The organism is Flexivirga alba (assembly GCF_042661025.1).
Classification (GTDB): Bacteria; Actinomycetota; Actinomycetes; order Actinomycetales; family Dermatophilaceae; genus Flexivirga; species Flexivirga alba.
The window spans coordinates 480,874-496,969 of sequence record NZ_JBHSWH010000001.1 but is presented as its reverse complement, the minus strand read 5'-3'; the positions used below and the strand labels follow the sequence as shown (position 1 = coordinate 496,969).

Sequence of the window (16,096 nt, the reverse complement as noted above, 5' to 3'; positions counted from 1 at the left end):
AGACCTAGCAGAACCGGCGTTGCCTCACAAGGGCCTGCGCTCACTCCGTCGACTGCACGCGACGCAGGACCGCCTCGGCAACCTCGGGCGCATTGACCTCGGGAAGCCAGTGCCCGGCGCCCTCCACCTCGATGAATTCATAAGGACCGGAGACGAATTCGGCCGACTTCTCGGCCGCCTCACGGCCGAGCGCGAAGTCGCGAGTGCCCCACACGTAGCTCATCGGCACGGTGATCTTGCCCCTCTTGGCTTCGTGCCCTGCGCCGGCGCGCTTGCGACGCGGAAGCGCAGCCCGCAATTGGCCGGCAGCCATCGACCGGTACCAACCCAGCGGGCCGGTCAGCGACTGCGGCGTGCTGAAGCGGTCGGCATACTTCTGGGCGTCCTCGGGTGACATACCTGTCTTGACGTACATCTCCGGCAGCTGCCGAAGCACGCCGCGCTCGGCGATCCAAGGGACCTGGAAGAGCGCCATGTAGCTGCTCTTGCGCCACTGATCGCTGTGCCGCATGGCCCACAACAGAGCCTCGGGGTGCGGTGTGGAGAGCGTGGTCGCCGAGGCGATGCGATCGGCATGTGCCTGGGCCAGCTGCCAGATCACCGCGCCGCCCCAGTCGTGGCCAACGACATGCGCGGTGTCCGCCCCAGCGGCATCGATCAACGAGATGACGTCCTGCGCGAGCTGCGACAACGGGTATGCCGTGCGCTTCTTCGGCGTCGCGCCGGGAGAGTAGCCGCGCTGGTCCGGCGCGATCACCCGGTAGCCGGCGTCGACCAGTAGCGGCGTCACCTTCTGCCAGGCCTGGCGATCCTGCGGAAATCCGTGCAACAAGACGATGAGCGGTGCGTCGCTCGGACCGGAGTCGGTGACGTCGAAGGTCAGCTGTCCGCGGCGATATGTCTGCATTACCCGACGGTAGCCCAAGCCTCGGCCGGATGAATGTCGTGAAGGTCACGTGCGAACGACGTGGCCTCGCAACCGCTGTTGCATCTAAGATAGATACAACATGAGTGCAAGCGACAAGGCATACGAACACGTGAAGAGCGGCATCCTCACCGGTGACATCGCTCCGGGCAGCTTCCTGACGGAGGGTCAGCTCGCGGAGGAGGTCGGCATCTCACGCACGCCCGTCCGTGAGGCGCTGCTGCGACTGCAGGCAGAGGGCATGATCGAGCTCTTCCCGAAGAAGGGTGCGCTCGTCATCGCGCCGACTCCGCAGGAGATGCGTGAAGTCTTCGAGGCGCGCGCGTTGATCGAGGAGTGGGCGGCCGGCCAGATGTGGTCTCGCCGCGAGGAAGCCCTGCCCGCGTTGCGCGGCAAGCTCGACGAGATGTCGGCTGCGATGAAGGTGGATGACGTCAGCACTTTCAGCGCCGCGGACCGCGCGTTCCATGAGGTCATCGTCGAGTCGGCCGGCAACTCGGTCATCGCCCGCCAGTACTCCCACCTGCGCGACCGGCAGATCGTGATCGTCGCCGGCAACCTGCGCGGCGACAAGCCGCGGATGACCAAATCGCTGCGTCAGCACCGGGAATTGCTCCGCCTGCTCGAGTCTGGCAGCAAGGCCCAGTTCGTGCACGCCTGCAGCGATCACGTCGCGTATGCCGGAACTCTGGCGGGCACCCGATGAACGCGCCCGCAACTGACACCGGCCACCTGCCCAGCGTCGTCGAATCTCGTTCTGCCGAATGGCCGTTGGGCGGCCGCCGCGCCTGGATAGTCTTCGTCACCGCGCTACTGGTCTACATCCTGGCAATCTTCCATCGCACCTCGCTCGGCGTTGCCGGCGTGATGGCGGCCGAACGATTCCACATCAGCTCGGCGCAACTCGCGACCTTTGTCATGGTCCAGCTCTTCGTGTATGCCGTGATGCAGGTGCCGGTCGGTGCCCTCCTCGACCGCTTCGGCTCCAAGGTCCTACTCATCGCCGGCGTGACCACCATGACCATCGCGCAGTGCGGGTTCGCCTTCGCCCACACATTCGCATTGGGTGTGCTGGCAAGGGTTTTCGTCGGCATGGGCGACGCAATGGTCTTCGTGTCGCTGCTACGTGTGGTGGCGCTGTGGTTCCCACCCGCACGTTCCCCGATCATGACCCAGCTCGTCGGTGTCTTCGGTCAGTTCGGTGCCATCGCGGCGGCCGGTCCACTGTCCGCGGCGCTGCACGGCATGGGCTGGACGAAGTCCTACTTGCTGGCATCATCGGTCGGCATCGTCCTGGGCGTCGCGCTGGTCCTGTTCGTGCGCGACTCGCCATACACGAGCAAGGAGCGGACCGAGATCAAGCTGCGCGCCGTCGCGCGTGCGGTGTCCAGTGCCTGGCGCGAGCCGGGCACTCGGCTCGGGTTGTGGTGCCACTTCACCTCGCAGTTCAGCGCGACGGTGTTCAGCCTGATGTGGGGCTTCCCGTTCCTCACCAAGGGCGAGGGGCTGTCCTCGGGCACGGCGAGCCTGCTGCTGGAGATCATGGTTGTCGCGACGGTGACCGCGAGCCCACTGTTCGGCGCGTTCACCGCGCGCTACCCCTACAACCGCTCGACCCTCGTCCTCAGCACGGTTGCTGCGATCATGACGATGTGGGCCGTCGTGCTGCTCTGGCCGGGGCGGGCACCGCTGCCAGTGCTGGTCCTGCTGGTGGTCGTCACGGCCATCGGCGGCCCGGGCTCGATGATCGGTTTCGACCTGGCGCGGACCTTCAACCCGACCCACCGCATCGGCTCGGCGTCCGGCATCGTCAACGTCGGCGGCTTCACCGCGACTCTGCTGTCGGTCTTCGTCATCGGCGTCATCCTCGACCACGCGGCGCCCGGAGGCGCGGGGCACTACGACATGCACGCGTTCCGGGTCGCCATGTCGTTCCAGTACGTCATGTGGGCGTTCGGCATCGTCCAGATCGTGCGCCTGCGCCGGCGAACCCGTCGCCTAGTGTACAACTCGGACGGCTACGACCACCTGAAAGTGGGCGTGCGCTCTATCCGTTGAGTTCCATCGATCGAGCGGCATACCGACGCATTGAGCGGCATGCCGAATCAACGCGATTCGGTCTGCCGCTCAATGCGGTTGTGTGCCGGTCAATCAGGAATGACCTGGGATGCCTCTCGGTAAAGGCGGGGCCGGTGGGTTGGTGATCGCACCTTTCGCCGGCCCTGCGATCCGTGCGACAGGCTCAACGATGTAGGCACCGTAGAAGGTGCGCCCCGCCGCACCTCCTGCTGGCCCTAAAAGTTCATGTGCCCAGCTCGGCGGCATGGGGACCGCAGATGGTGCGGAACACGCCGCGCACGCTGTGCAGGACGGACCGCCCTGGGCACCTTCCGAGGATCGACAGACGGGCGTAGGTTGCTCCCCATGACGGTGCAGGGGGCCGTGGCTCCGAAGGTGGGTCGCCCAGCCATGAGGCGGGTCAGTCGCTGGTGGATCGCGCGGATGGCGTTGCTGGTGGTCGTTCTCGTCGTTGTCGGCGCGGCCTGGTTCGGAGGGGCGCGGGACACGTCATACAACAGCTTGCGCGGGGACATCGCCGCAGGGCGGACCGATCGTGTCGAGGTCACCGGCGGGCTACCGGCGGGCGCCAAAGGAACCGCCATGGTCACCTACCGCTGGCGGGCCGGCGGGTACTGGCATGTCGCAGACGCGACCGAGGCGAGCGGCCCGGACGCGACCAGTGGCATGTCGACGACCTCGGACACCTCGACCGTCCTGTATGGCGATGTGGCCTCTCAACTACGAGCGATCGCGCCGCACCGAGACCTCCAGGTGGTCCGGACCGGCAGCGAGATCAAGGGTTACAGCCAGATTGCCGGATGGCGGGTCCCTGACTGGACGGTCCCCGTCTCCATCCTCATCTGGTTGGGCGTCCTCGTCGTGCTGGTCAACGGACCGGAACCGCGCGTCGCCACCCGCTGGGCATGGTTCTGGCTGCTCATCTGTCCGCTGTCGCCGCTCGCACTCGTCGCGTTTCTCATCGTCAGCCGGTCGCTGCGACCGACCGACGAGTCGACCGGTCCGCTCGGTAAGCGACTCACCGGCGGCTGGGCGTTCCTGCTCGCCTTCGTCGTCCTGGGTGGCGTCACTCTGCGCCTCTGAGCCGCGTCTCCCTCTCGATTGAGCGGCATGACGAAGCATTGAGCGGCATACGGAATCAGTGCGATTCGGTATGCCGCTCAATGCGGTTGTGCGCCGGTCAATCAGGGGTTGGCGTGTGCCGGTTGACCTCGCCGAGGAGCGCCGGTCAGTGCTGGCCCGGGGAGACCCAACGAGCGGTGTCGACGCCCTGGTCCTTCGCGCGCTGCAGAGCATCGGCGACGATCTTCTCGGCGTCCTCGCGGCCGGCCCAGTGCGAGCCTTCCTCGACGCTCTTGCCCGGCTCGAGCACCTTGTAGGTCTCGAAGAAGTGCTTGATCTCGTCCAGCAGGAACTTGTTGACGTCGCTCACGTCCTGGATGTCGTCCCAGCGCGGGTCGCCGGCGATCACCGCCAGGATCTTGTCGTCGCCACCGGCCTCGTCGACCATCTTGAAGACGCCGACCGGACGTGCCTCGACGACCGCGCCCGGGACGACCGACTCGGTGATCAGCAGCAGGGCGTCCAGCGGGTCGCCGTCCTCGCCGAGCGTGTGCTCGATGTAGCCGTAGTCCGTGGGGTACTGCATCGACGTGAACAGCCGGCGGTCCAGGCGCAACCGCCCGGTCTCGTGATCGATCTCGTACTTGTTTCGGCTGCCCTGCGGCACCTCGATGGTGACGTCGAACTCCATGACGGCTTTGTCCCTTCGCGTGGAAGCTTATTCTGAACAAGCACAGCGAGCTTGGGCTGCGTCGGCATTGGCGGCAGCTTGCTGACGCTCGTGCCGGCGCAGAATGAGCCCTCTGGGTCGTTGTGCTTGACTGACGCCTAGTTTGGCGCACCGACGGGCGTGCAGTGGCGGTAGGGGTTGCATGAGTAGGAAGATCGCAGCGGTCGCTGCCGCTGTCGTCGTGCTCGCCGTCGGCTACGAAGCGCTCGATGTGTATGACGTCGTGCCCGGGCCCCTCACCCGTTCGGCCGCCGCGGCAACCCCGTTCCCGAGCCCGGGAAGACCAAGGTCGGACCGTCCGTGGCACCGCCGACCCCTGCATCGGCGACACCGTTGGCCGCCAGTGATGGCCCCGAGCAGGTGCCCGCGAAGGTCCAGGCACAGGTCGCTGCCGCGATGAAGAAGCCCGACCTCGCCAAGAAGCTCGGTGTCGAGATCCTGGACGCCAAGACCGGTCAGGTCCTGCTGAAGCAGAACGAAAACGCAGCAATGACACCGGCATCCGTCACCAAGCTGCTCTCTGCGTGGGTCGTCTCCAACACTCTCGACCTGGACAAGCCGCTGACGACCAAGGTGGTCAACGGGGCTTCGGCCGGCAAGATCGTCCTGGTCGCCGGCGGTGACACTGCGCTGAACCCCGGCAAGGGTGACCCCGACCACGTCAACGGTCACGCCGGTCTCGCGGACCTCGCGGCGCAGGTCGCCACCTCCCTCAAGAAGGCCGGCACGACCAGGGTGAGCGTCGGCGTGGACACGTCATACGCACCGGGGCCGTTGACCGCGAAGCACTGGGATCCGGGCGTCGTGGCGGCCGGCTACGCCGCGCGCATCGCGCAACTCGGCCTGTCGACCCAGCGCGCCACCGACCCGGCTCGCCCGACGCCGGCCGATCCGGTCGCGGCGACGCAGCAGGCGTTCGTCAAGGACCTGCAGGCAAAGGGCATCACCGCAACTGTGGGCGCGAAGGTCACCGCAACTGACCAAGCCACGGTGCTCGGCAAGGTCGAGTCGTCCCCGCTGCTGGACGTCCTCGGCAACGCCCTGCAGACCAGCGACAACGCGATGATCGAGTCACTCACCCGCCAGGCCGCCTTTCACAAAGGTGTCGGGGGCTCGACCGCGGATGTCACGGCGTTCGTCGAGAAGACGCTGAAGGACGCAGGTTTCAACCTGCAGGGCGTCAAGCTCGCCGACGTCTCCGGGCTCTCCGACGGCACGACGATCCCGCCGCGCGTGCTGGCCGACGTGCTGCTGTCGGGCACCAGCGGCAAGAACAAGCCGTTCGCCGAGACCCTCACCCGGCTCAGCGTGGGCGGCTACAACGGCACGCTGGACAACCGGTTCCTGAAGCCGTCGAACATTTCGGCCGCCGGCGATGTCCGGGCCAAGACCGGATCGCTCACCGACGTCGCGTCCCTCGCCGGGACGGTCATCACCAAGGACGACCGTGTGCTGGTCTTCGCCGTGATCAGTAACGCGGCGAAGTCCTGGGGCCCCTACGGCACCCGCGCCGCGATCGACGACTTCGTGGCCGCGCTGCAGAAGTGCGGCTGTTCATAGTGCGGCGCGTGCAAAGTTGCTGGACAGTCGCTTCGCGCCTGACCAGCAACTTTGCCCACATCCGTACCTGATCTATTTCTGACCAACGGCATTAGTGAGGGCGGATCGCCTTGTCTGACAGCAGTTTTCCGGTTTCACGGCAGCAATGGCTCGACTCGGAGGAGTCGCTTCGGGTCAGACTGCGCCAGGAGCTGCTGCGCCGCCAGCTCGAGGCGCACCTGAGGGAGCGGACCGGCACGGTGCTCGACCTCGGCGCCGGGCAGGGCCGCAAGTCGCTGGAGCTGGCCGAACGTGGCCACACCGTGACCGCGGCCGAGCCGGACGACGACATGCGTGCTGTCTTGCACCAGCGGATCGCCGAGGCCGCGCCCGAGGTGCGCGAGCGGATCACCGTGTTACCGGCGGGTTTCGGCGACCTCGATGAGCTGGCCGGCCGCACCTTTGACGCCGTACTCGCGCTCGGCGTGCTGATGTATCTCCCGTCGGGCACCGCGGCCGTCGCCGAGGCTGCTGCCCTGGTCGCGCCCGGCGGCATACTCTCCATCGCCGTACGTCTCGACGTCTCCGCTGTATGGCGCCCGGCGCGTCGGCAGGACTGGCCTGCCGCACTCGCGGCGTTGGAGCAGTGGGAGCGGGACAAGGCTGCGGGCACGGATCTGCGCTACACCAACGAGATCGGTGCGCCCGCCCGGGCCGACTCCTTCGACCGTCTGGTCGCTGCTGCCAACGACGTCGGGCTGCAGTTGGAGCAGTGGTACGGCATACGCATCGCCTACGACCTGGCGGACGAGGAGCCGGTGTCCCCGACCGACCCGGCCGAACTGACGGCATTACTCGCCGTCGAGGAACGCCTCGGCGCGATGGACCCGTTCCGGCAACTCGGCCAGCTGGCGCACCTGGTCTTCCGGCGTCCGAAGCTTGCGGAGCACCGCTGACATACGCTCGTGACCATGTCTGAGGTGTATGTCGACTGGGCCCTGGCCAAGCGCGCGGGCCGCCGGTGGGTGTCCGACGGCCCGAGCACCACGCCGGCAGAAGCAGCCGACGTCGTGGCCGAGCTGCGCGACGCCGCGCATCGCGCGCTGCAACCGGTCGCCGACACCGCCCGACTCGACGCGACGGCAGGCGCCAAGTCGCCGGTGTATGTCGTGGACCGCGCCGCCTGGATCGACGTCAACGTCGAGTCGATGGCTGCGCTGCTCAACCCCGTCGTCGACGCGCTGACCGCGAAGCGGAAGGCCGGCCCGCGCGCCCGGGCTGTTGGTGCCAAGGTCACCGGCACCGAGACCGGTGCGCTGATGGGCTTCGTCGCGAGCAAGGTCCTCGGTCAGTTCGACCTCGCACCGGACGGGCAGCCCAGCCTGTTGCTGGTCGCGCCCAACATCGTCAGCGCCGAGCGTGAGCTGGGGGTCGACCCGTCCGACTTCCGGCTCTGGGTCTGCCTGCACGAGGAGACCCACCGGGTGCAATTCACGGCGGTGCCGTGGCTCCGCGAGCACCTCATCGACCGGATCCGCGCGCTCGCCGTCGACATGGTGCCCGACCCCGAGATGCTGCAGCAGCGGCTGCAGGCCGCAGCCAAAGCGCTGCCAGGGCTGCTGCGTGAGGGCAGCGGCGGTCTGACCGACCTGATCGGCAATGCCGAACAGCGCGCCGAGCTCGCGAACGTCACCGCGATCATGTCGCTCCTCGAAGGCCACGCCGACGTCGTCATGGACGACGTCGGACCGCAGATCGTGCCCACCGTCGAGGAGATCCGTCGCAAGTTCAACGCGCGCCGCAAGGGCAGCGTCGGACCCGATCGCATCATCCGCCGGCTGCTCGGTCTGGAGGCCAAGATGCGGCAATACCGCGACGGCGCCGCCTTCTGCCGCGCCGTCCAGGAGCAGATCGGCATTGACGGCTTCAACGCCGTCTGGGCCGGACCGGAGAACCTCCCCACCGCCGACGAGATCTACGCCCCGGCGACCTGGGTCGCCCGGGTGCATGGCTGAGGAACCCGCATGACAGGCCCGCATCCCGCTGTTGCCGCGTGCCGGCGGCAGGTGCGGAGCGCGCTCTCCGACGCCGAGCTTGCCCCGGGAAGCACTGTGGTCATTGCGGTTTCGGGTGGTGCCGACTCGTTGGCGCTCGCTGCAGCGGTTGCGTTCGAGGCACCGAAGTTGCGGATCCGGACCGTCGCCGTCACCGTCGATCATCAGCTGCAGGACGGCTCTGCCGACGTCGCGTTGCGTGCCGCCGAGCAGTGTCGGGACCTCGGCGTCGACCACGCAGAGGTGCGCACCGTCGACGTCGCCGCAGCCGGGGACGGCCCTGAGTCGGCCGCCCGAACGGCCCGGTATGCCGCCCTGGAGGCGGCCGCTGCGTCATACGACGCCGGTGCGGTGCTGCTCGGCCACACCCGCGACGACCAGGCCGAGACGGTGTTGCTCGCGTTGGCCCGCGGCTCCGGGCCACGGGCCCTCACCGGTATGGCGCCTCAAGCGGGTCGAGTAGCGAGGGACGAGCGTATCGAGACCGGCCGGGGTTTCGAGACGGCCTCCGCTAGCGCTCCGGCCTCCTCAACCACCTTTTTGCGGCCGCTGCTCGACGTGACGCGCGAGGAGACACACGCGGCCTGCGCCGCACTGCGGCTGGAGCCGTGGCACGACCCGCACAACGACGATCCCCGCTACCTGCGGGTGCGGGTGCGCAAGGCGCTCGCCGACCTCGAGACCGACATCGGACCGGGCGTCGTCGCCGGTCTGGCACGCACGGCGTCGCTGGTTCGGGACGACCTCGATTACCTGGACGACCAGGCGATCCAGCTGGCCGACGGTCTCGGCGAATCCCCATGGCGGGCCGACGAATTGGCCATCCTCGCCATACCCCTTCGAACGAGGGTATGGCGCGAGGTGCTGCGCCGGGCAGGCTCGCCGGCAGCTTCGCTGAGCAAGGTCCACATCGACGCGGTCGACGCACTGGTCACCGCTTGGCACGGGCAGCAGCCGATCCACATCCCAGGTGCGCTGCAGGTCCGGCGTGGTGCCGGGCTGATCCACGTGGAGGGGCGTCGGGTTCAATAGGGCCATGGATTCCAGCCATATGGGCAATGACCTGGAGCACGTCCTCTATACCGAGAAGCAGATTCATGCTCGGCTCGAGGAACTCGCGGCCGACATCTGGCGCGATTACCACGACAAGGATGTGCTGCTGGTCGGTGTGTTGAAGGGCGCGATCCTGGTGATGGCGGACCTGATGCGAGCGCTGCCCGGATCGGCTCCGATGGACTGGATGGCGGTGTCGTCATACGGCTCGGGCACCAAGTCCAGCGGCGTGGTGCGCATCCTGAAGGACCTCGACACCGACATCTCCGGCCGGCACGTGCTGATCGTCGAGGACATCATCGACTCGGGCCTGACGCTCAACTGGATCCGCGCCAACCTCACCTCGCGGGAGCCGGCGTCGCTGGAGATCTGCACGCTGCTGCGCAAGCCGGAAGCTGCCAAGGTGGAGATCAACTGCAAATACGTCGGTTTCGACATACCCAATGAATTCGTCGTCGGTTACGGGCTCGACTATGACGAGCGCTACCGCAACCTGCGCGACATCGGCACCCTCGCCCCGCACGTCTACAGCTGACCAGGCGGCTGACACGCGAGTGGGTCGCACCTGGCGGGTGTGACAGCTGATACGGAACACCACCCGCCGCTCGCGCGTTGATCCAGCCGGGACACCGAAAAGTAGCTTTGCTACCGGCGGTGTACCGTCTACTGGTCTGTCATGGGCTCCGCCCAACTCAAGCAGGAGGATCGGGGCACGCCCCGCAGGTACATGAACTTCAAGCGCGTTCTTCGCAGCCCTGGGCTCTGGGTCATCCTCGTCGTGCTGATCGGCGTGCTCTGGCTCGCTGTCGGCAATGTCGGCGGCTATCAGAGCATCGACACCTCGCAGGCCGAGAAACTCATCTCGTCCAAGCAGGTCGACTCAGCCACGCTGACTCCCGACTCGATCAAGCTGACCCTGAAGGATCCGACCACGGTCGGTGACAAGAAGGGCCTGACCAAGGTCGAGGCCAACTACGTCGACCCGCGTGGCGACCAGTTGGTCAACCTGCTGTCGAAGAACCCGCCGTCCGGCGGCTACACCGACGACCCGCAGAAGCAGAGCGTCTGGCTGTCGATCCTGATCAGCATGGCGCCCTTCGTGCTGTTCATCCTGATCTTCTGGTTCCTCATGAGCCAGATGCAGGGCGGCGGCTCCAGGGTCATGCAGTTCGGCAAGTCCAAGGCGAAGCTGGCGACCAAGGACATGCCGAAGGTCACTTTCGCCGATGTTGCCGGCGCGGACGAAGCGGTCGAGGAGCTCCACGAGATCAAGGAGTTCCTGGAGGCACCGAAGAAGTTCCTCGACGTCGGCGCCAAGATCCCGAAGGGCGTCCTGCTCTACGGCCCTCCCGGCACCGGTAAGACCCTGCTCGCTCGTGCGGTCGCCGGTGAGGCGGGCGTGCCGTTCTACTCGATCTCCGGCTCGGACTTCGTCGAGATGTTCGTCGGTGTCGGTGCCAGCCGGGTGCGTGACCTCTTCGAGCAGGCCAAGTCCAACGCGCCTGCGATCATCTTCGTTGACGAGATCGACGCTGTCGGTCGCCACCGCGGTGCCGGCCTGGGCGGCGGGCACGACGAGCGTGAGCAGACCCTCAACCAGTTGCTGGTCGAGATGGACGGCTTCGACGTCAAGACCAACGTCATCCTGATCGCGGCTACCAACCGCCCCGACATCCTCGACCCGGCGTTGCTGCGGCCGGGTCGGTTCGACCGGCAGATCGCGGTGGACGCACCCGACATGGGCGGTCGCCACCACATCCTGCAGGTGCACTCCAAGGGCAAGCCGATGTCGGGCGACATCGACCTGCTGGCCGTCGCGCGTAGGACGCCGGGCTTCTCCGGTGCTGACCTCGCCAACGTGCTGAACGAAGCCGCACTGCTGACCGCGCGCTCCAACGCGCAGGTCATCGACAACCGTGCGTTGGACGAGGCGATCGACCGGGTCATGGCCGGCCCGCAGAAGCGCACCCGCGTGATGAGCGCGAAGGAGCGCAAGATCACGGCATACCACGAGGGTGGTCACGCTCTGGTCGCCGCGGCGCTCAACCACACCGACCCGGTGCACAAGATCACCATCCTGCCGCGCGGTCGGGCACTCGGTTACACGATGGTGCTTCCGATCGACGACAAATACTCCACGACCCGCAACGAGCTACTCGACCAGCTGGCCTACGCGCTCGGCGGCCGTGTCGCGGAAGAGATCGTCTTCCACGACCCGAGCACCGGGGCGTCCAACGACATCGAGAAGGCGACCGGGCTGGCCCGCAAGATGGTCACCCAGTTCGGGATGAGCGAGCGCGTCGGCGCGATCAAGCTCGGCTCGGGCAACTCCGAGGTCTTCCTCGGCCGCGACATGGGCCACGAGCGTGATTACTCCGAGGAGCTCGCAGGGGTCGTCGACGAGGAGGTGCGTCGGCTGATCGAGGCCGCGCACGACGAGGCGTGGCACGCGCTCAACGACAACCGCGACACCCTTGACGGCCTCGTGCTGGAGCTGCTCGAGAAGGAAACGCTCGACGCGCACCAGCTGGAGGTCGTCTTCAAGGACGTCAACAAACGCCCGCCCCGCAAGGTCTGGCTGTCCAGCGACCGCCGGAACGTCAGTGATCGCCCGCCGGTGCTGACACCGGCCGAGCGCAAGGCGATCGCCAACGGCGTCGACCTGCAGAAGGTAGAGGATCAGCAGCAGGCGGAAGTCCACCCGCCTGAGGCGATCGTCGAGGTGCCGGACGGCGGCTATGTCGACCCCACCCAGGATTGACCTTGAGCGAGCAGCAGCCGCAGTGCGCGAGCTGCTGCTCGCGGTCGGTGAGGACCCCGACCGCGAAGGCCTGCGGGACACCCCGGACCGGGTGGCGCGTGCGTATGCCGAGACCTTCGCCGGCATGTGGCAGACCCCGGAGGAAGCGCTCAGCCGCACCTTCGCCGTCGACCACTCCGAGCTCGTCATCGTGCGCGACATCGAGGTCTACTCGACCTGCGAGCACCACTTGGTGCCGTTCCACGGGGTAGCGCACGTCGGTTACATCCCGGCCGCCGACGGGCGGGTCACCGGCCTGTCCAAGATCGCCCGGCTGGTCGACGTCTTCGCCAAGCGGCCGCAGGTCCAGGAGCGACTGACCACCCAGATCGCCGACGCCCTGGTCGATCACCTGCAGGCGCAGGGTGTGCTGGTCGTCGTGGAGTGCGAGCATCTGTGTATGTCGATGCGCGGCGTACGCAAGCCAGGAGCCATGACCATCACGTCCGCGGTGCGTGGGCAGCTGACCAACGCCGCGACGAGGTCCGAGGCGATGAGTCTGATCAACGCCCAGAGCCGACGCTGATGGCTGCGGCGAGCATGCTGCCGCAGCGACCCGCCGATCGTCCTCTGGTCATGGGGGTCGTCAACGTCACCCCGGACTCGTTCTCCGACGGCGGGCTGTTCTTCGACGCGACCGCTGCCGTTGCGCACGGTCGCGAGTTGGTCGACCAGGGCGCCGACATCATCGACATCGGCGGCGAATCCACCCGTCCGGGCGCCGAGCGACCCACCGTGCAGGAAGAGATTCGTCGCGTCATACCCGTGGTCGAGGGCCTCGTCGACACCGGAGCCTGGATCTCGGTCGACACGATGCGGTCCGAAGTCGCGCAGGCCGCGGTCGATGTCGGCGCGCGGATCATCAACGACGTGAGCGGGGGACTGGCGGACCCGCAGATGACGTTCGTCGCGGCCCGGACCGGCGTCGGCTTCGTGGTCATGCACTGGCGCGGTCACAGCCACGACATGCAGACCCGCGCCGTCTACGACGACGTCACCGCAGATGTATGCCGAGAGTTGGCCGACCAGGTCGGCGCGGCGCTCGACGCCGGAGTGCGGCGTGAGCAGATCGTGATCGACCCGGGCCTCGGATTCGCCAAGACGGGTGAGCAGAACTGGGTTCTGCTGCAACACCTTTCGGCGTTCCAGGACATGCAGCTGCCGGTCTTGGTCGGTGCGTCGCGCAAGTCGTTCCTGGCGCGAGTCGGCAGTCGCGCCGGTGGCCCGGTGCCGGCGGAGCAACGCGATTTCGCCACGGCTGCCGTGTCGGTCGTGCTGGCGCAGGCGGATGTCTGGGCGATCCGGGTGCACGACGTGCGATCGACCTTCGCGGCCTGTGACGTCGTCTCCCACTTGCGAGAGGCCGCGCATGACTGACCGCATCACCCTCACCCAGCTCGCGGTGACCACACCGCACGGAGTGCTCGCGCACGAGAAGCGTGAGCCGCAAAGGTTTTTCGTCGACATCGCCATCGAATGCGACCTGTCGATGGCTGGGGCGAGCGACGACCTCGGGCAGACGATCAGCTACGCCGACGTCGCGCAGGATGCCGAGCGGATCCTGCTGCAGCCCCCGGTGGACCTGATCGAGTCGCTGGCCGAGCAGATCGCCGCGTCGGTGCTTGCGCATCCTGCGGCCGAAGCGGTCGAAGTGACCGTGCACAAGCCGGATGCGCCTGCGGGCGTGGACTTCTCGTCGATCGGGTTGACCGGTCCGGCGGTGACGGTCCGCCGCGAGCAACACCGCCCGGTCGTGATCGCGCTGGGCGCCAATCTCGGTGATCGGGTCGCAACCCTCGCCTCGGCGGTGCGCGCGCTGGGCCGGATCGACGGGCTCGAGCTGATCGAGGTCAGCGGACTCTTCGAGACCGACCCGGTCGGTGGTCCGCAGCAACCCGACTATCTCAACGCCGTCGCGGTCGGCAACTCTCGGCTCTCGCCGTGGACCCTGCTCGACCGCCTGCACGAGATCGAGGCGGGTCGTGGGCGGACCCGTGAGATCCGTTGGGGCGCACGCACTTTGGACCTCGACCTGATCCAGGTCGGCGACCCGGCGGCGGACACCGACCTGCACTTCGACTCAGGGAAGCTCACCCTGCCGCACCCGCGGGCGCACGAGCGGGCCTTCGTGCTGGCTCCTTGGGCGGCGGCGGACCCGCAGGCTCGGTTGCGCGTCGGGCGGAAAGTCGTGCCCGTCGCCGAGCTGTTGCGTGTGGCGGACTCGTCCGGCATACACATCGGCCCGCAGTGGCGGCCATGGTGAACGAGTCCGGGGTCACCTGGCGGCACGCGGCCGGAGTCGGTGTCGTGGTGCTGCTCGTCTGTTACGGCCTGCTGCGCTGGACCACCGCCCAAGGGCATGGTCTGCCGCACATGTCGTGGTTCATCCTGGTCACGCTGGTGCTGCTCTCGGTCGCGGTGCTCGCGGCCGGCTGGGAGGTGCGTGACTACCTGCACGGCACCTCGATGCGTCCGCCGTCGCCGCAGAAGGCGCGCCGGGCCCTCGTCGCCGCGCAGGCGGCGGTGCTGGCCGGCGCGATGTTCGCCGGGTGGTTCGGGGCGTTCGCGCTGATCGAGCTGGGTCGATTGGACGCCAGCAGCGCGCTCGGCGGGATGATCCAGGCGATCGTTCTCTGCGCCGGCTCGATCGGTGCCGTCGTGGTCGGCCTGGTGGTGCAGGGCTGGTGCCGGATCCCGAAGGACAAGGACGACGATGACGCACCGGGCGGTGGAACGCTTCGAGCGTGAGAATGCGGAGTGCGCTTGACTGTATGCCGTGAGCGAACCGATCCTGCCCATGCCCGACGTGCCGTCCGGTTTCGTGGCGAGTGTGCCCGACACCCCTGACGTCTCGGACATCATCGACGTGCTTGCGGCACACCAGCTCGCCGCACAGGGCAGCAGTTCGGTCGATCCGGGGATGGTCGCCTCCAACGTCGCCGGCGTCGGCTCGTGGACGCGGCGGCAGACGCTGGTGCGCGACGACAACGGCTTGGCGATCGCGTGGGCCGTCGTGCACGACCGTGCCGCCGGCCGCACCGTTGTAGAGATCACCGCACGGCCGGGAGCGTCCGACGAGCTCGCCGCCGCCCTCTTCGCCTGGGCGACGGACGAGGCCCGCACGATGATGCGCGTGCGCGGGTTGACGGTGACGCAGCTGGATTCGGGCGCGTATGCCGGAGACGCTCGACAGCAACGGTGGCTGACCGCAGCCGGTTTCGGGCTGGCACGCACCTGGTTGGAGATGAAGCGTCCGGTCACACCGGGCGACGCTGACCTGCCCGCGCCGCGCGAGGGCGTGACGGTGCGCCGCATCGGACTGCATGACGACGGCACCCCGGTCGCTGCCGACCTGCAGGCCGTGCACCTGGTGCTGGAGGAGTCCTTTGCGGACCACTTCAACTCCTACCGGGAGAGCTTCCCGGAGTTCGTGCAGCGGCTGCGCGAGGACCCCGGACACCGTTGGAACCATTGGTGGTTGGCCGAGGTCGAGAGCGACGACGGCTTGTTGCCAGGAGGGGCCGTCGTCGGCACGGTGCTCCCGCCCGACGCGTCCGGTGCCCCAGGCAGCTACATCGACTACATCGGCGTGCATCGGCGGTCACGTGGACGGGGTGTCGCAAAGGCGTTGCTGCGCACCGTGATCGGCGATGCGCTGGCCACCGGTAGCAACCGCGTGGGGTTGGAAGTGGACGCCGACTCGCCGACCGGTGCCGATGGGCTCTACACCTCGATGGGCTGGGTCACGTCATACAAGACGCAGAGCTGGCACCGAGATCTCGAGGCCTGACCGCTAAGCACCGCCCCCTCATGCCGAGAGGACAGGCGATGTATCGAGAGGACAGGCGATTCGC

At 67.7% G+C, this 16,096-nt stretch carries 16 protein-coding genes; 14 read left to right on the top strand and 2 right to left on the bottom strand.

Annotation, left to right across the window (positions count from 1 at the left end):
* Positions 1 to 40: 40 nt before the first annotated feature.
* Positions 41 to 907, bottom strand: coding sequence for an alpha/beta fold hydrolase (locus ACFQDH_RS02470; RefSeq protein WP_382398136.1), 867 nt, complete (start codon positions 905 to 907; stop codon positions 41 to 43).
* Positions 908 to 1,007: 100 nt separating this feature from the next.
* Here ACFQDH_RS02470 and ACFQDH_RS02465 point away from each other — a divergent pair, with 100 nt between their 5' ends.
* From ACFQDH_RS02465 to ACFQDH_RS02455, 3 genes are all read left to right on the top strand, one after another.
* Entirely contained in the window at positions 1,008 to 1,631 is a 624-nt protein-coding gene (locus tag ACFQDH_RS02465) for a GntR family transcriptional regulator (protein WP_382398134.1), read from the top strand.
* Entirely contained in the window at positions 1,628 to 2,983 is a 1,356-nt protein-coding gene (locus ACFQDH_RS02460) for an MFS transporter (RefSeq protein ID WP_382398132.1), read from the top strand. The genes ACFQDH_RS02465 and ACFQDH_RS02460 overlap by 4 nt, the downstream gene beginning before the upstream one ends.
* Before the next feature lie 411 nt (positions 2,984 to 3,394).
* On the top strand, positions 3,395 to 4,087 hold the full coding sequence (locus tag ACFQDH_RS02455; RefSeq protein ID WP_382398130.1) for a hypothetical protein: 693 nt from the start codon (positions 3,395 to 3,397) through the stop codon (positions 4,085 to 4,087).
* A 145-nt stretch (positions 4,088 to 4,232) separates the two neighbouring features.
* On the opposite strand, the gene ACFQDH_RS02450 is transcribed toward ACFQDH_RS02455, so the two are convergent.
* The gene (locus tag ACFQDH_RS02450; protein WP_382398129.1) at positions 4,233 to 4,757 is read right to left on the bottom strand and encodes an inorganic diphosphatase; all 525 of its coding nucleotides are present in this window, start codon (positions 4,755 to 4,757) and stop codon (positions 4,233 to 4,235) included.
* A gap of 339 nt (positions 4,758 to 5,096) precedes the next feature.
* On the opposite strand from ACFQDH_RS02450, the gene ACFQDH_RS02445 reads away from it, so the two are divergent.
* From ACFQDH_RS02445 to ACFQDH_RS02395, 11 genes are all read left to right on the top strand, one after another.
* The gene (locus tag ACFQDH_RS02445; RefSeq protein WP_382398128.1) at positions 5,097 to 6,356 is read left to right on the top strand and encodes a D-alanyl-D-alanine carboxypeptidase/D-alanyl-D-alanine-endopeptidase; all 1,260 of its coding nucleotides are present in this window, start codon (positions 5,097 to 5,099) and stop codon (positions 6,354 to 6,356) included.
* 110 nt (positions 6,357 to 6,466) lie between these two features.
* Positions 6,467 to 7,291: a class I SAM-dependent methyltransferase gene (locus ACFQDH_RS02440; protein ID WP_382398127.1), complete on the top strand. Its 825-nt coding sequence runs from the start codon at positions 6,467 to 6,469 to the stop codon at positions 7,289 to 7,291.
* A gap of 15 nt (positions 7,292 to 7,306) precedes the next feature.
* Complete coding sequence (locus ACFQDH_RS02435) at positions 7,307 to 8,350, top strand: zinc-dependent metalloprotease (RefSeq protein WP_382398126.1); 1,044 nt, start codon at positions 7,307 to 7,309, stop codon at positions 8,348 to 8,350.
* A 9-nt stretch (positions 8,351 to 8,359) separates the two neighbouring features.
* A complete protein-coding gene (gene tilS, locus ACFQDH_RS02430; protein ID WP_382398125.1) occupies positions 8,360 to 9,421 on the top strand; it encodes a tRNA lysidine(34) synthetase TilS in 1,062 nt (353 codons plus the stop codon).
* A 4-nt stretch (positions 9,422 to 9,425) separates the two neighbouring features.
* On the top strand, positions 9,426 to 9,977 hold the full coding sequence (gene hpt, locus ACFQDH_RS02425; protein ID WP_382398124.1) for a hypoxanthine phosphoribosyltransferase: 552 nt from the start codon (positions 9,426 to 9,428) through the stop codon (positions 9,975 to 9,977).
* Between the two features lie 192 nt (positions 9,978 to 10,169).
* The gene (gene ftsH, locus ACFQDH_RS02420) at positions 10,170 to 12,203 is read left to right on the top strand and encodes an ATP-dependent zinc metalloprotease FtsH (protein ID WP_382404798.1); all 2,034 of its coding nucleotides are present in this window, start codon (positions 10,170 to 10,172) and stop codon (positions 12,201 to 12,203) included.
* Positions 12,181 to 12,768, top strand: coding sequence for a GTP cyclohydrolase I FolE (folE, locus tag ACFQDH_RS02415; RefSeq protein WP_382398122.1), 588 nt, complete (start codon positions 12,181 to 12,183; stop codon positions 12,766 to 12,768). Before ftsH ends, folE begins: the two co-directional genes overlap by 23 nt.
* A complete protein-coding gene (gene folP, locus ACFQDH_RS02410; protein ID WP_382398120.1) occupies positions 12,768 to 13,619 on the top strand; it encodes a dihydropteroate synthase in 852 nt (283 codons plus the stop codon). Before folE ends, folP begins: the two co-directional genes overlap by 1 nt.
* Positions 13,612 to 14,505 carry a 2-amino-4-hydroxy-6-hydroxymethyldihydropteridine diphosphokinase gene (gene folK, locus ACFQDH_RS02405; protein ID WP_382398118.1) on the top strand — a complete coding sequence of 298 codons (894 nt, stop codon included), beginning with the start codon at positions 13,612 to 13,614 and terminating at the stop codon, positions 14,503 to 14,505. The genes folP and folK overlap by 8 nt, the downstream gene beginning before the upstream one ends.
* Positions 14,499 to 14,990, top strand: coding sequence for a DUF3180 domain-containing protein (locus ACFQDH_RS02400; protein WP_382398116.1), 492 nt, complete (start codon positions 14,499 to 14,501; stop codon positions 14,988 to 14,990). Before folK ends, ACFQDH_RS02400 begins: the two co-directional genes overlap by 7 nt.
* A gap of 28 nt (positions 14,991 to 15,018) precedes the next feature.
* The gene (locus ACFQDH_RS02395; protein ID WP_382398114.1) at positions 15,019 to 16,032 is read left to right on the top strand and encodes a GNAT family N-acetyltransferase; all 1,014 of its coding nucleotides are present in this window, start codon (positions 15,019 to 15,021) and stop codon (positions 16,030 to 16,032) included.
* Positions 16,033 to 16,096: the final 64 nt, after the last annotated feature.

Coding starts and splice junctions, on each gene's coding strand:
- ACFQDH_RS02470 (WP_382398136.1), bottom strand. CDS start 907: ATGCAGACATATCGCCGCGGACAGCTGACCTTCGACGTCACCGACTCC.
- ACFQDH_RS02465 (WP_382398134.1), top strand. CDS start 1,008: ATGAGTGCAAGCGACAAGGCATACGAACACGTGAAGAGCGGCATCCTC.
- ACFQDH_RS02460 (WP_382398132.1), top strand. CDS start 1,628: ATGAACGCGCCCGCAACTGACACCGGCCACCTGCCCAGCGTCGTCGAA.
- ACFQDH_RS02455 (WP_382398130.1), top strand. CDS start 3,395: ATGAGGCGGGTCAGTCGCTGGTGGATCGCGCGGATGGCGTTGCTGGTG.
- ACFQDH_RS02450 (WP_382398129.1), bottom strand. CDS start 4,757: ATGGAGTTCGACGTCACCATCGAGGTGCCGCAGGGCAGCCGAAACAAG.
- ACFQDH_RS02435 (WP_382398126.1), top strand. CDS start 7,307: ATGTCTGAGGTGTATGTCGACTGGGCCCTGGCCAAGCGCGCGGGCCGC.
- tilS (WP_382398125.1), top strand. CDS start 8,360: ATGACAGGCCCGCATCCCGCTGTTGCCGCGTGCCGGCGGCAGGTGCGG.
- hpt (WP_382398124.1), top strand. CDS start 9,426: ATGGATTCCAGCCATATGGGCAATGACCTGGAGCACGTCCTCTATACC.
- ftsH (WP_382404798.1), top strand. CDS start 10,170: ATGAACTTCAAGCGCGTTCTTCGCAGCCCTGGGCTCTGGGTCATCCTC.
- folE (WP_382398122.1), top strand. CDS start 12,181: ATGTCGACCCCACCCAGGATTGACCTTGAGCGAGCAGCAGCCGCAGTG.
- folP (WP_382398120.1), top strand. CDS start 12,768: ATGGCTGCGGCGAGCATGCTGCCGCAGCGACCCGCCGATCGTCCTCTG.
- folK (WP_382398118.1), top strand. CDS start 13,612: ATGACTGACCGCATCACCCTCACCCAGCTCGCGGTGACCACACCGCAC.
- ACFQDH_RS02400 (WP_382398116.1), top strand. CDS start 14,499: ATGGTGAACGAGTCCGGGGTCACCTGGCGGCACGCGGCCGGAGTCGGT.